The organism is Peribacillus sp. NPDC006672, assembly GCF_050274955.1.
In the GTDB taxonomy this organism is placed as follows: domain Bacteria; phylum Bacillota; class Bacilli; order Bacillales; family DSM-1321; genus Peribacillus.
Genome location: NZ_JBNNOR010000005.1, coordinates 262489 through 277562, shown reverse-complemented (window position 1 = coordinate 277562; position 15074 = coordinate 262489). Strand labels below are relative to the sequence as shown.

The window sequence follows — 15074 nt, the reverse complement described above, 5'->3', positions numbered from 1 at the left end:
CCCTCTATTCGTTAAATGATAGGCAATGTCGTAGAGTCCTTGACTTCCCTGATTGAAACAATCGTTTGAATCCGTCCAATAAAGGAAAAATGATTTAATTTTCTAATAAATCTTTGTAGTTCCTCTCTATTTCTATTCGCTACTTTCAACATGTAGTCGTACTCACCCGTAAGGCATTGACATTCGAGTACCTCAGGCATTGATTTGATATCCTGCTCAAACTCCTCAAGCTCTTTTACCTGATGAAGATTGGTGCTTACAAAAATGAAGCATATTAGGGTAAAACCCAACATGTTTTGATCGAGGATAGCAACGTGCCGATTAATGAAACCCTCGCTCTCAAGTCGTTTGACCCTTGCATGCGTGGCAGGGGGAGAAAGATTGACCCGTCGAGCTAAATCTGTGTTACTCAACTGAGATTCTTTTTGAAGCAAATCCAGGATAAGCAAATCCAAGTTATCCAAAGCCTTTCTAGGTGGTATTGGTTCTATCATAAAATCCCTCTTTTCTTATATATTATTCCGTATTATACATTTTTTACGGAATAATAAAAAGAAAAAACTATTGAATATGTGTGTTTATTCGACTCGGTCTTGTTTTATAATGCTTTGATGAATGCTCATTGGCATCCTAGATTAAAGGTCCGTCTACATACTCATTAGGCTCTAAGTTCGTAAGAAATCCGTGCGGGAATATCCTTGCACGGATTTTCTATTTTATGACGCTACGTGCTCATTCGCTTTTTTATGTGATAAGCTTCTAGCCGTTACAACACTAACGGTGATAGTTACGACAAGATTGATCATTAATGCAACAACCCCAACGTTCAAATCTTGAATAAATTGCGGCAATGATGGGAAAAGTGTCCCTAAAGTTGTACCGCTGATTGTGATATACGCTACAGTTGCAACACCGGCAATGATTCCTGCAGCGGCACCTTGTTTTGTCACAAAATTCTTTTTCGCTAAACTAAATATTAATGATGGAAATAATTGTGTAACAAGGCTATAGCCCATTAATAACAAGGATACAAGCGTATCTCCACCTTTGAAAGTGAAGTACAATGCAATGATTGCGACTACTGGTACTAAATTTTTAGCTAATTTTTCTATTTGTTGATCAGAAGCTTTCGGAGCAAAAGCCTTATAAACGTTTTTCGAAAGCACGGTTGCTGTAGTTAAAAGGATCATTGCCCCAGGCACAATTGCTGTTAATAATCCTGCGGCACCAATAATACCAACAACCCAAGGATCAAAGGTTTGTATCGATAATTTCAAAAGGGCAAGATCCATATCTGCTCCTTCTAAACCTCCCACCTGAAGGGTGGCTGCAAACCCAACAAAGAATATAAATAACAGAACAAGTTGATAAACTGGCATAATAATCGCATTTTTGCGAAAAACCCTTGCGTTTTGTGCTGAAAAACTCGCACCAAAGGTATGTGGCCACATATAAAGACCCATAGCGGTTAATACGATTGTTGATATAAACCATGAAACACTTAAACCGCTATCAGGCAGGGCCAGGAAACCTGGTTTTGTTTGTTCGATTGCCTCAAACATTGGTTGGAAACCACCGTAATAATGGATTGGTAGATAAATTCCTAAGAATATCACGATACCAAGAATCATGATATCCTTTATAGCTGCAGTCCAAGCTGCTCCGTGAATCCCTGAAATCATGACGTAAATCGTTACTGCAATAACACTAATCCATATGGCTGCTGTTGGAGAAATCGAACCGTAGGAAGCTTCAGAAACAATAATTCCTAAACCTTTTAATTGTAATACCAGATATGGAATACCTGCCACGACCCCTACAAGTGCGACCACAACTCCTAGGAAGGTACTTTTATATTTGCTGACAAAGAAATCAGCTTGTGACAACAAATTATGCTCTTTTCCATATTTCCAAATTGCTGGAAGTAACCAGTAAGACATGATATACGCTATGGTTCCTTGAATAATTATATAAAAAGCTGGTCCGCCTCTCCCATATGCCCATCCGCTTCCCCCTAAAAATGTAAACGTCGTATAAAGTTCACCAGCCATCAGAAGGAACAACATAATCGTACCAAATCCACGACCACCGACGGCCCATTGTTCAAGATTCATTTCCTTCCCTTTTTTCGACCTGACTCCAAGGTAGATTGATAATACTAGAAAAGCGAAAATAATAACTAAGGCTATATTCATTATTCCACCTCCTTATTTACTGGGTCTAGTTTGAAAACAATGGCCATAATGCCAGAAGTAAGTATCACCCAAAGCACAATGTAGAAAAGGATAAAAGGCAATCCAAATATATAGGGAGTAACTCTATTGGCAAAAACAATACCGCCAAGTAAACCGATAACAGGTATAAGCGCAAGAAGATAATAAAGCTTCATCAATATTAACCTCCATTTTTCATTTTTTCTAAATATAGTCTTCGTGCAGTTGAACAGGAAGAACCAAAATACAAGCAACAATAAAAAAACAATTTTGGTGTGAATGGGAATAATATAAACGACATGTGTTCTTTCTGTATTTTCTTTTTTCTTGTTATTAGAAAACCACGATAGTCTTTTTATTCGGAATTTTCGTAATATTTTAATTTTAATTTATCTTCTTTTTGCTCAATTCTCTCTATCCAATATTCAGCATTCTTAATACCCAGTTTAGTTGGATGTTGGATTAAAGATAGGATCCTCTCCAACAGCTTTTTGAGCCTCAAAATCTTTAAGGGATAATAATATAGGTTTACGTAATAAAAAAACTGCTATTAGGTTCAACCATGTCATAATTCCCATGCCAATTTCGCCTATAGCACATGCCATTTTTGCTGAATTTAAAGTACCTGTCATAAAAGAAATTAAGAAAAAAATTCTTAAGGCTGAATAATCTCTCTTTTTCCAGTTTTTTTCGTTAAATATGCTGCATGGGTTTCAGCAGTATAATAGATTCCTATTATTGTTGTAAAAGCAAAGAACAGAAGTGAGATTGAAACAAAGGGACTACCTAATCCAGCAAATACCGTTTCAACCGCCGCTTGTTTATCCCCCGGTCCAATTTCAATATTGGGGAGATTATGACAATATAGCCACCTTTTCCATCCTCGACATTATACATACCCGTAATTAAAATCATAAATGCGGTAGCACTACATACAAATAGAGTATCAATATAAATAGCGAAAGCCTGAACTAATCCCTGTTTTACAGGATGGAAAACATTAGCAGCAGCTGCGTATACGGGGCCAGTACCTTGTCCTGCTTCACTAGAATACATTCCACGTTTTACTCCCCAAGCAATGGCTGAGCCAATGATTCCTGAGAAAGTAGAATCCAACGTGAAAGCGTTACCAAAAATTCGTGTAAAAACTGATGGTAATTTATTAATATTCATGGCAACGATAAAAACTGCAGCCATTATGAAAGCAATTGCCATAAAAGGGACGATAATTTCAGCTACTTTGGCGATACGCTTGACCCCACCCATAATAATTAATCCCGTTAATAAAGTAATAACGATACCTGATATTAAAGGAGGAAGATCGAAGGCATTTTTAATCGAAGAAGCTATTGCATTTGATTGAACACCTGGTAGAGCGAATCGGATAGAAGTTCACTTTATGATACCTTTTCATTCTTCTTATTTTTAGCTTTTTCATAACCATTAGCCCAGAAATCTGCATTCTTAATACCTAATTTTGTTGAATTAAATGTCGGATCAAGCCCTTGCTTCTTCTGCTGTTCATAATCTTTTAAAGCGATAATTGCTGGTTTTGCTAAGAGTAGAATGGCAATTAAGTTCAACCAAACCAAAACTCCAAGTCCAATATCCCCAAGTGCCCATGCTAACGCCGCTTCCTTCACTGCTCCATAGAAAGTGGTTACTAAGAGGGTAACTTTTAATACATTTAAAGCAATTTTGTTGTTTTTACCCTTAATAAGATAAGCTAAATTCGTTTCGGCAATATAGTAAAATGCCAAAATCGTTGTGAAAGCAAAGAAGAGAATAGCAATGGCAACAAATCCTGAACCGAAGCCTGGGAAGACTGTATCAACGGCTGCTTGAGTGTAACCAGGACCCTCTTCCACTCCTGTTACATTTTGGACTAGGTATTCCCCTGTACTTTCATCAATTGTATTGTACGCACTTGTAAATAAAATCATTAACGCGGTAGCTGTACATACGAAGAGCACATCTAGATAAATGGAAAAGGCTTGTACGAGCCCTTGCTTTACTGGATGAGATACTTCTGCTGCTGCTGCTGGGTGAGCACCTGTTCCTTGTCCAGCTTCACTCGCATAGAGACCACGCTTTATCCCCCATGCAAGTGCCGAACCGATAATACCGCCGAACAATGAATCCGACCCAAAAGCACTAGAAAAAATAAGTGAAAAAACTGCTGGAATTTCATTGAAATTTAGGCCAACAATAATGAGAGTAACAAGTATATACCCCACAGCCATAATTGGCACAACATATTGGGCAACATTTACAATACGCTTAATTCCACCAAAAATAATAAGTCCTAAAACAAGAACAAGAACTGCACCAGTTATAGCAGTTTCCACACCGAAAGCGGTTTCAATAGAAATGGCAATCGAATTGGACTGCACTCCTGGAAATAACACAGCCATAGCAATGAGTGTCGCAATGGCAAAAATAACGGCAAACCACTTCCAGCCAAGTCCTTTTTCAATATAGAAGGCTGGTCCACCTCGATATTGCCCATCTTGCTTTTCTTTATAGATTTGAGCAAGCGTAGACTCAACAAAAGCCGAAGTTGCACCAACAAATGCGATGACCCACATCCAAAATACGGCTCCTGGTCCCCCAAACGCAATGGCTGTTGCCGTTCCAGAAATATTCCCCACTCCAATACGACCTGATAAAGCTAAAGTTAGCGCTTGGAAAGAAGAAACTCCCTCATCTGAGCTTTTCCCGCTAAATAATAAGCGAATCATTTCTTTAACATGACGAATCTGTAAAAATTTCGTACGCACACTAAAGTATACCCCTACTAAAACGCAAAAGATGATCATTGGTGTGCTCCATAAAATATTGCTTAGATTTGTAAGAATTTGTTCGATCATGGAAATCCCCCTTTATGGTATTTCTAAAGTAAACCAGGATCTCTTATGAATATTGATAAAGTAAGCTATAGATATCCAAGAAGACAAACTTAGGCAGTAGAACCTAAGGGATTAACTTCTAGAAAACCCCTTAAATCAAGAACTGATTTTATGCCAATTTTCAACATTCGAATCTGTTGCTTTCACAAAATTTAAACGCTTACAACGTTGAAAAGCTTACTCCTCATCCTCTAATATTGGCAATCCTAGAATAGATTTAATTTCTTTCATTACTACACTTGTCGTAATCTTAGATAATTGAGATTCTTGCTGAAGCACATTTAAGATCCGCTTATCCATCTCATCTAATCCCTTATATGAAGATATATCCAATATTCATCACCCTTTTTGATTATTATTTCGTAAATTACATATAATTTACGAAATAATAAAAGAGCTTTGTTTATTTTTACCTCATTTTATTCTTAAGGATATATCTTCATTTTTATAAATATATTAATTAGATATTGAAACAAGCGACTTTTAGTTCTGTCATTTCCATCAAAGTAAAAGACACACCTTCACGACCCAGTCCTGATCCTTTGGTACCCCCAAAAGGCATCGCATCAATGCGATAATCCGTACTTTCATTGATCATTACTGCCCCTACATTCAGATCAGCTATGCCTTTAAATGCCGTCTCTAAATTACGAGAGAAGATGGCAGCTTGCAAACCATAGTCTACTGAATTAGCATGGTTGACAGCATCTTCAAAGTTAGTGAAACTTTCAATAATCGTCACTGGGCCGTAAATTTCTTCGTAAGTTAAGCTCATGTTATCGGGTACATTCTCAAGAAGAGTTGGAGCATAGAAATTTCCATTTCTGAACCCACCCATTAGGAGTTTCGCTCCATTTGACAATGCTTCATTGACTGATTGTTCCACCCTCTTAGCAGCTTCCTCGTTAATAAGTGGTCCCATGTCAGTATTTTCATCAAGCTTACCCCCAACTTGATAGCTGCTTGAAAGGGAGATAAAACGCTCCTTGAACAATTCATAGATTTCACTGTGCACCAAAAGACGCTGTACATGTAAACAGTTTTGGCCTGCTGCCCAGAATGCTCCACTCACACATGATGGAACGGCTAAATCCAAATCTGCATCGTTCATTATAATGGTTGGAGCATTGCTTCCTAATTCCATACTGACTTTTTTAAGTCCCGCCATTTTGATAATCTTTTCACCAGTCAATTGTCCACCAGTAAAGGAAACCATGCGAACACGAGGATCAGTAACTAACTTTTCCCCGATTTCGCTTCCTATACCGGTAATAACTTGCAATACACCTTTAGGAAGTCCAGCATTCACAAATATTTCAGCAAGCATTAATGCGCATAGAGGTGTCTCTTCATGCGGTTTTAATATGATGGCATTTCCTCCAGCTATAGCTGGTCCAATTTTATGAGCGACTAAATTTAAAGGATCGTTGAATGGAGTGATAGCAAGTATAATACCCACAGGTTCACGCATATAGTAGCCGACTTTATTTTCCGAACCAGGCAATTGGTCAAATGGTATTGTCTCACCCTTGATTCGTCTAGCTTCCTCTGAAGAAATACGGAAGGTTTCCACACAACGTACAACTTCTTTACGAGCTTCACGAATCGTTTTAATACCTTCAAGGGCTAAAATTCGAGCAAACTCTTCTACTCTATTTTCTAGTTCTTCAGCTGCTTTTCTTAAAATAGAAATTCTCTGATGGATTGGCATAGACCTAGCCCTTTTACTCCCGTGAACTGCCGCTTTAAGAGCAATCTCCGCATCATCCAAGTTAGCTAATGGTACAGTCCCAACCAATTTGCAATCCTGTGGGTCACGAATTTCCATATACTCGTCTCTCGATACCCATTCTCCATTCAATAACATTTTTTTATCCAATACTTCTATTGTTGTCATGTTTCTCATAAAGTTACCTCCTCTTCCAACTGACTTGCAGTTGAACGTGAGTGCTCTTTATGAATTGCCATCAAATCAGCGATTATGGCATAACCCGTTTCCATCCTCCCGGCTCCAGGACCAATAAGAGTCACTTCACCTAGGATATCAGTAGTATAAGTTATTGCATTAGTTGCGCCCTGGATGGATGCAAGTGGGTGAGAAATCGGGATTTTCATAGGGCGAACTTCTGCTGTACACCCCTCTGAAGAGCACTCGATTCTACCAATCAATTTCACACATTCATTATCTTCTTTTGCTTTTGCAATATCTTCAGGTGTTAATTTTGAGATACCTTCACGAGCAACATCCTGTAGCTTGAGGGATTGTTTCATAAGCAAGTTTCCAAGGATGACTACCTTGGCAGCAGCATCATACCCCTCTACGTCACCAGTAGGATCAGCCTCTGCATACCCTAATTCCTGTGCTTCACGCAGAGCTTCAGAATAGCCTTTGCCTTCCATCATTCTTGTAATGATGTAATTTGTGGTTCCGTTCAAAATCCCTTCAATCTTTGTAATACCTGCTGCTAACAAATGTTCTAATCCAAATAACAGGGTTGGTGTCCCACTCATTACGGTTCCCTCAACTCGAATATGCGCGTTGTTTTCTTTAGCCAATTTCATAAGTCTATCATAATGCAAAGCAATAGGTCCTTTGTTAGTAGTAATAACATTCAGGCCCCTTCTTAATGCAGTTTCCATATGAGTCAACGCAGGTTCACCAGTTTTTAGATCTGTATAAGCAAGCTCCACAACCGTATCTATATCGGCTTCCTCAATAGTACGTAAAGCAGACCATCCAGTAAATGGAGCAGAAAGAGTATCCAAAGTTTTTCCGCTTTGAACCGTTTCCAATAGTAATTCTGCATTTAAACCATTAGGATTGTAGATACTTCCTTTAATCGGATCGCTAATAGCAACAATTTGGACCTTCAATCCAAGCGCTTCAAGTTCTGCGCTTTTACTACAGATAATCGTTGCCAGCCCTTGCCCTACATTACCAAAGCCAATTAAGGCTAACTTGTGTGTTGTTATTTTCATCAGATTTCACCATCCCATAAAAAATTATTTTTCCGCTTTAAGAGCTTGTTTAAGACCATTAATTTGACGAGGCGGCAGGATACACTTAATGTTACAACCTGCTAGTTTGCTCGCACTCTTCTAATGAGTTACTTTGTCGCAGGGCTTCAACCTTAGGATTTCTCCACCAGTTGCCTGTCAGCTGCCGAGCGTCTTGGTACTTACTCGAGTTGGACTTTCACCAACTAGCAATTAACGGCTTTCCTGGGCACGCAAAATAAAAAAAGAGAAATTTCAAAAAAAACAGATATTTTTTTATAATCGTTTAACTTCTCCAAGCATGTTTTTTACCTTTTTAACCTCATATTTTTTTAACTGCAGCATGAAGATAATGCCCAAAATGGGACCTATGCTTAACATAGGAAATACCCATTCCCATGTTGTAAACTCAACCACAAAAGGAATTAGATTGATGGAGATGACTGTAATAAGAAAACCGATTGCCATTTGAAAAGTTATGGCTGTTCCGACGTATTCGGTATCGGCAAAAGTCGATATAATCGCTGAAAATTGGGCGGAATCGGCAATAATGAATATTCCCCAGATACTTGCTACTACGATGGTGAGCCAAATAGGTTTACCAAAAGTAAAGCCAATAATCAGCGAGCAAAAGGCACTGATTGTCATAGAGATGATTGTTAGGTTGGACGACCCTATATAATCTGCAATAAAACCTCCAAAAATACAACCGATTGTACCGGAAACACCGATAATTCCGAAGACAGCCAGTGAAGTTGCCCAAGCTGGAAAGGACGGCAATTGTAATTGAAAGCTATAAGATAAAAAGATTGGAATCCAAGTCCACATGGCATAAAGTTCCCACATATGACCGAAATAGCCATAATTGGAGAGCATGACTGGCTTATTGTTAACAACATTTTTAAGTAATTTAATGGAGAACACAGACTGTTTTGAGCTGTTGGGTGCATCCTCTACCATAAAATAAATGATACAGGCGGCAAATAAAGAAAGTATGGAGCAGACAGTAACAATCAGTCTCCAATCAATGCCATAAAAAAATACGCTAATTAAATGTGGTAACGAAGAGCCTAGTGTTACTGCTCCTATCAATGTGCCAATGGCAAATCCTTTCTGATTTTGGTACCTCTGTGAAATAATTTTTACCGAGATGGGGTAGATTCCAGCCAAAACGATCCCGGTTAAAAAACGCAGAAACACAATTTGCAACGGAGATTGTGCAAAAATAATGCCCCCATTTAATAAAGCACCGACAACCGCACAAACGCCAAAAATGCTTCGCGCGTTAAATTTATCGGCCAAACCTAAAGAGGAGCTTACTAATGCCCCTAAAGCAAAACCTACTGGGACTACCGCAGTAATGAGATTTACAACGAATGAATCGAATTCCCATATTTTCTTTAATTCGGGTATAATTACTGACGCACTAAACCAGAGGCTCAGGGCAAACACTTGGGAAACTGACACCCACCAAAGCATCTTCCATTTTCCCATTAGATTAGTTCTCCCGAGTTTGTATTTATGCAGTTTTCGCTCTTCTCCCAGATGGGCAGTTCAGTTGAAAACTTAACTTTCCTTAATGAAATACTCGAATGAATTCTGATTATTTCAGAAATCCCGTTAAGCTGCCTAATAAATTGTTGTAAATCGTTTGAGTTCCTGCATACAACTTTCAGAATATAATCGTACTCTCCTGCTAACGTAAAACATTCAAGAACCTGTGGGAACGATTGGATTGTTTGCTCGAACTCCTTTAATTGTTCTATTTGGTGTAGCTTTGTGTTCAAAAATATAAAAGACAACAAATCAAAGCCCATTTTGGATGAATCCATTATCAAGACTTGTCTTTCAATATAACCTTCACTATAAAGTCTTTTTACACGGTTAAGCATTGCGGGAGGAGAAATATTCAACCTTCGGGCCAGTTCCGCATTACTAATACTGGAATCCTTTTGTAATAACTCAACTGCCTGTCTATCCAAATAATCCAAATTCATAACTTCCCCCCTATATTTCAGTTCTGGTTAATTTCTGGGCTGACCGGACCATAAGCTTCACTCCCATGTTCAAGGAGTTTTCGTCAATATCAAATTGGGGATGATGGTGGGGTTTTGTAATTCCTTTATCTTTGTTACCTGCACCCACAAAAACAAACGTCCCAGGAGCCTTTTGTTGGAAAGCCGAAAAATCTTCGGCCCCCATTACCGGCTTCATCTTTTCAATGCATTCCGTACCGAATAATTCAACGGCAGCTTCTTCAACAATTTTGGTAGTACCTACATGATTAACAACCGGCAAATACCCTTCATTATACTCAAGTGTATAGGACGCGTCATACCCCGAGACAATCCCCCTTACCAATTTATCCATCTGTTCATGGACAAATTGGCGATACCTGGGATCAAAACTGCGAACAGTGCCTGACATTGATACTTTATCTGGTATCACATTAAAGGTTGTTCCAGCATGAAATTGTGTAATGGATAAAACTACCGGATCTAGAGGATCTGTACGTCTCGAAATAATTTGTTGTGAATTTGTGACTACTTGAGCCCCAACAACTATTGGGTCGATTGTCTCATGGGGAAAGGCGGCATGTCCTCCTTTCCCTTCTATTTCAATTTCAAAAATATCTGGTGCAGCCATAGTGTTACCGTATAAAATGCCCACCTTGCCGTATTCCAATGTACTCCATAGATGTAACCCAATGACATAATCCACACCGTCCATCACACCAGCGTTCACCATTTCTTGTGCGCCGCCTGGTGCCAACTCTTCAGCATGCTGAAATAAAAAACGAATTTCACCTTGTATCTCATGCCTGTTGGTAACTAAATATTCCGCAACTCCTAATAATATTGCGGTATGTCCATCGTGGCCGCACGCATGCATGACCCCTGATCTTTCCGATTTAAAAGGCAGGTTTGTTTCTTCCTGTATTGGCAACGAATCCATATCAGCTCGTAAAGCTACAACTTTTCCCGGTTTTTCACTCACAAAACGAGCCATGACACTTGTTGGTGTGGGGCGGAATACCAACAAGTCACGATGCTGTTTTAGCTGTTTTTCAACAAAGGCTGCCGTTTCATATTCCTGAAAGGAAAGTTCGGGATATTTGTGAAGATGCCTTCTCCAGGCAATTACTTTTTCCATTAACATTTGAAATTCTTCTGTCTCGATAAAATTGGACAACCTGATCACCCCCTTCTTTCTCAAAAGCTAGCAATCAACCAAGAATTCGATTACGCCAAGACCATAATGCAAGTAAATTGTCTTTTTGGGTGATTTTCCTAAAAATCCTCCATCTATGATAATTTTATTTATGCGAAAGTTGAGCTTTCGTTTGAATGGCTTTAAATGCCTGATCCAAATCTCCGATGATATCCTCAACATCTTCTATTCCTACAGAAAAGCGGATTAAATTTGAAGGCAATGATGCCAGCTTGCGACCTTCGTCCCCTTGTTGACGATGAGTAGAAATGGTAGGAATGGTAGCAACTGATTTTACACGTCCAAGATCGGTTGCTGTCCAAATAATCTTAAATTGATCCAGTAAATCTCGTGCTGCCTGATGGCCGCCTTTTACATTAAAACTGAGTAAATAGCCGTAGCGATTGATTTCTTCGCCATTTTCATCTACACTATCGGCCAATTTCATTAAGCTTTTTGCAAGGCTGTGACCTGGATGGCTTTCCAATCCCGGATAGGAAACACCTTCCACCTGGTCAAGGCTATTTAAAAATTCAGCTACTTTCATCGTATTTTGACTCATCAAATCAACTCGTGACCGCAAACTTCTTAAATCATTTAAGACGAAGTATGCACTTATAGGTGATAGTGCTGTCCCATGATCACGCATCGGTTGAAACTTTACATATGTTACAAAATCTTTTTTAATTTCTTCTGATAAAAAATTACTAACAATATCATTTTTGGAAATGATAGCACCGGCAATCACTGATCCGCTTGCTGCCATTGCCTTGCTTACAGAATGGACCACAATATCTGCATCATGTTCCAAAGGCCTAAATAGAGCAGGAGTAGCCAAAGTCGAATCTACTATTACCGAGATCCCCTTTTTATGGGCAATTTCCGAAAGCGCTTTCACATCAGTTAAGTTTAGACTTGGGTTAGCAGGAATTTCCGCATAGACAAAACGTGTTTTTTCGTCCATTTTTTCTTCCCATTCACTGAGGTCCAAAGAATTTTTTACCCAACGAATTTCTACACCTCGTTCTCCCCGGTACCGTTCATTAAAAATAGTAAATGTGCCTCCATAACAGCGTGCATCAACAACAATATTACACCCTTCACAATTTGCCATAAAAGGATTGGTTGCCATAAAAACCGCGGCCATTCCGGAACTGGTCAAGACAGCACTGGTCTTTCCCGATAGTTTATATCCTTCAAGCATGGCTATTGTTTCTTCCACATAAGACAGGGTTGGATTCGCGATTCTAGTATAGATCCATGAAGGAATTTTCTGTTCTTGTGCAGCTTCCAAATGATTGGAATTTTCATATTGTTGTGCTGAAGACATGTAAATTGGTTCAATAATGCTTCCGTTATTCTCCAGTGCATCCTCTAAAGAATAAAGACCATGAACAGCAATCGTATCAAATTTCTTTTTCCTCATGTTTTCTCTCTTTTTCTCGATTCGATCCACTATTTTTTTACCTTTTTCCACATAATACTGAACATCTTTTTCAATCATAGTCATTTTCTTTTTGCCTCCCAGTACTAAATTAATAAATTTACAAAATAATTGAAATGCTTTGATTTAATTATTTGAAAAAATTGTATCACGAAATTCTATAATGGTAATTAAAATTTTTTATAAATTCGAAATCTTCTAATAATATTAATCTTAATCTTAAATTCAATTAATTATATTAATTTTTAGGGTTTATTTTATCATCATTATTAATTTGGCTTAAATCTCTATATAGGTGGTAGAAAGACTTTAAAGGGATCCATTAACAAAGCGAGAAACTTATACTTTTTCGACATTTGAGCCTGGATTTCATTGCCATTTTGGCCTTCATGACCAAGCCCAACAATAATGTTCGTAAGGATTTTGGCTCGCCCACGCTTCTTGCGAACCTTCTTGAAAACCGAAAATAGATGTGAGGAGAAGAAAAATACCTACAATAATCCAAGTAAGAGGGTTTTTAAGCTACAGTTCCTGCAACTTGTCAATACCGGTTTACTTTTCCCCATTCCATGAAGGATTTATTAGGAAATCCCCCTTGGATAAAAAGCTGCTGGTACAAAGCTAGAACTCTAATGAAAGAGGGATCGAATCAGTCCTCATATATGTGTTACTCTCCCTATTGTTCCATTAAAAGCGTTCGTAAAAGTATATGATTTTTATAAGACGTTCGTATTTTGATTACAAACTTAAACGGACGATAAGCAGAATTTGAAAATATGTTCAAAACGAAAGAATAAAAGAGCGTCTACAAGAAAAGGTAAAACTCATTTACACAAAATTATTGACGGTACCGGATAATAATATCGTCGATACCCAATACAGATAACAATTAGCAATAAAATGGGCTACATAACTATTTTAAAACACCACCTTATGAACAAAATGAATTTTGTTTAATTGTTAAGTTTTATTTCCCATTTACATCATTAAAATAGCCATGTAACAAGAAAAGATACCCTTATGGTATCTTTTCTTGTTACATATTTCTATTCGATCTTGTGGAAGGGTTCATACAGATTGATCAATACAATTTATTAACCTTTGTTCAATATCTTTTGCTATCATTTTAAGCTCTTCATTATGAAGCATATTAATCATAGCTGTAGGTTTAGGCATGCCAACCTTTGTTTCGTCTCCATCTTTATACACCACTATTTTACAAGGTAGAAAATATCCCACTAAAAGGTTCTCGGAAAGAACACGTTGGGCTTCTTTTGGATTACATACTTCTAATACGTTAAACGGTGTATTAAAATCCTGCCCTTTTTCTTGTAGCTTTGCCGTTAAATCGAAATTCCATAATACACCAAACCCTTCACTTTTTAAGCTTTCTTCTAAAGAATGAATGGCTTCTTCTAGGCTTTTCGATGTTTTTACCGTGTAATCAAACATCCAAACTCCTCCTTCTTTATTTATATAGGCATGTTTACATATACCCCTTAAGGTACTACATAAAACTCTACTACTTAATACCTTGAATACACCCCAGGCAAAGAAATCTCTTTTCTTATTCTAATCTATACAACTCTAAGGAAAATATTCTGTTAAGCTAGATTAGTCAAAAGAATAATGGAGGAAAAGCTGAGATAAGTAACTACTTCCAGAAATAACGCCCTTTAATTATGGCTTTTAATAAGTGAAGATTTTGCCTTATTTACCCTATCAGGTTGCAAAGAATGTATTTAAATCGTGAGTTTCAAGCTGATCGTCCTCTTCAGAATCTAGTAACCGATATTACCTACTTACCTTTTGGACCTAAGCAGTTGTATCTTTCAAGTATTTAAGATTTATTCAATGGGGAAATCATTGCGTATGTGTATGTCCTGTAAAGGGACACCCACAGATAATGCCCCCATTGAATCGTTTCATTCCTCGCAAAAGTCTGAAACGTTCTACCTCGACCAGTTAACATATACGGCGACCACCATCTTCGAGCAAACTGTCGAAAACTATATTACCTATTACAACAATGCCCGTATTCAAACAAAACTAAACAACCAGTCACCAGTACAATACCAGCAACCGCTGTTTAAAAGGTGCTTTGATTCCTGTCTCAAAAACAGGGTGAAGTTCCTCTTGTGTCTCAAGGGTTCTTTTTTTGATTTGTTCCTGAAAGAGACATTATGTTAACTAATTTTGTATATCGTATTCATCTTAAAAAACAGAAAAAGCTATCTCTTCCCAGTCAAAAGAAGTAGGTTTTTTCTGTTGCAGAATTTTGTTATATGAGTCAATGCTCGG

The 15074-nt window shown here is 38.0% G+C and carries 15 protein-coding genes and 1 pseudogene; 1 reads left to right on the top strand and 15 read right to left on the bottom strand.

Translation table 11 applies throughout. From position 1 onward, the window contains the following. Positions 1-11: 11 nt before the first annotated feature. The 15 genes from ACQKKK_RS10790 to ACQKKK_RS10720 form a co-directional block, all read right to left on the bottom strand. A complete protein-coding gene (locus tag ACQKKK_RS10790) occupies positions 12-494 on the bottom strand; it encodes an Lrp/AsnC family transcriptional regulator (RefSeq protein WP_427616165.1) in 483 nt (160 codons plus the stop codon). A 222-nt stretch (positions 495-716) separates the two neighbouring features. After that, a complete protein-coding gene (locus ACQKKK_RS10785) occupies positions 717-2195 on the bottom strand; it encodes a sodium:solute symporter family protein (protein WP_427616164.1) in 1479 nt (492 codons plus the stop codon). Then, positions 2195-2389 (bottom strand): DUF3311 domain-containing protein, encoded by a 195-nt coding sequence (locus ACQKKK_RS10780; RefSeq protein ID WP_427616163.1) that lies wholly within the window; start codon positions 2387-2389, stop codon positions 2195-2197. Before ACQKKK_RS10780 ends, ACQKKK_RS10785 begins: the two co-directional genes overlap by 1 nt. Before the next feature lie 270 nt (positions 2390-2659). After that, complete coding sequence (locus tag ACQKKK_RS10775) at positions 2660-2914, bottom strand: alanine:cation symporter family protein (protein ID WP_427616225.1); 255 nt, start codon at positions 2912-2914, stop codon at positions 2660-2662. Then, a complete protein-coding gene (locus ACQKKK_RS10770; protein ID WP_427616224.1) occupies positions 2869-2982 on the bottom strand; it encodes an alanine:cation symporter family protein in 114 nt (37 codons plus the stop codon). Before ACQKKK_RS10770 ends, ACQKKK_RS10775 begins: the two co-directional genes overlap by 46 nt. A 17-nt stretch (positions 2983-2999) precedes the next feature. Then, positions 3000-3599 carry an alanine:cation symporter family protein gene (locus ACQKKK_RS10765; protein ID WP_427616223.1) on the bottom strand — a complete coding sequence of 200 codons (600 nt, stop codon included), beginning with the start codon at positions 3597-3599 and terminating at the stop codon, positions 3000-3002. A gap of 11 nt (positions 3600-3610) precedes the next feature. Then, positions 3611-5080 (bottom strand): alanine/glycine:cation symporter family protein, encoded by a 1470-nt coding sequence (locus tag ACQKKK_RS10760; protein ID WP_427616222.1) that lies wholly within the window; start codon positions 5078-5080, stop codon positions 3611-3613. 219 nt (positions 5081-5299) lie between these two features. Further along, complete coding sequence (locus ACQKKK_RS10755) at positions 5300-5455, bottom strand: hypothetical protein (protein WP_427616161.1); 156 nt, start codon at positions 5453-5455, stop codon at positions 5300-5302. 127 nt (positions 5456-5582) lie between these two features. Further along, positions 5583-7028 (bottom strand): aldehyde dehydrogenase family protein, encoded by a 1446-nt coding sequence (locus ACQKKK_RS10750; protein WP_427616160.1) that lies wholly within the window; start codon positions 7026-7028, stop codon positions 5583-5585. Then, a complete protein-coding gene (locus ACQKKK_RS10745) occupies positions 7025-8101 on the bottom strand; it encodes a homoserine dehydrogenase (protein ID WP_427616158.1) in 1077 nt (358 codons plus the stop codon). The genes ACQKKK_RS10750 and ACQKKK_RS10745 overlap by 4 nt, the downstream gene beginning before the upstream one ends. A 294-nt stretch (positions 8102-8395) precedes the next feature. Beyond that, entirely contained in the window at positions 8396-9613 is a 1218-nt protein-coding gene (locus tag ACQKKK_RS10740) for an MFS transporter (protein ID WP_427616156.1), read from the bottom strand. Beyond that, a complete protein-coding gene (locus tag ACQKKK_RS10735; protein WP_427616154.1) occupies positions 9613-10116 on the bottom strand; it encodes an Lrp/AsnC family transcriptional regulator in 504 nt (167 codons plus the stop codon). Before ACQKKK_RS10735 ends, ACQKKK_RS10740 begins: the two co-directional genes overlap by 1 nt. A 10-nt stretch (positions 10117-10126) precedes the next feature. Beyond that, complete coding sequence (locus ACQKKK_RS10730) at positions 10127-11278, bottom strand: M20 family metallopeptidase (protein ID WP_427616221.1); 1152 nt, start codon at positions 11276-11278, stop codon at positions 10127-10129. A 157-nt stretch (positions 11279-11435) separates the two neighbouring features. Then, a complete protein-coding gene (locus ACQKKK_RS10725; RefSeq protein WP_427616152.1) occupies positions 11436-12839 on the bottom strand; it encodes an aminotransferase class I/II-fold pyridoxal phosphate-dependent enzyme in 1404 nt (467 codons plus the stop codon). A gap of 1002 nt (positions 12840-13841) precedes the next feature. Beyond that, on the bottom strand, positions 13842-14225 hold the full coding sequence (locus ACQKKK_RS10720; RefSeq protein WP_427616151.1) for a DUF302 domain-containing protein: 384 nt from the start codon (positions 14223-14225) through the stop codon (positions 13842-13844). 265 nt (positions 14226-14490) lie between these two features. On the opposite strand from ACQKKK_RS10720, the pseudogene ACQKKK_RS10715 reads away from it, so the two are divergent. Then, positions 14491-14855, top strand: a pseudogene (locus ACQKKK_RS10715) (IS3 family transposase); the annotation flags it as partial. Between the last annotated feature and the right edge of the window lie 219 nt (positions 14856-15074).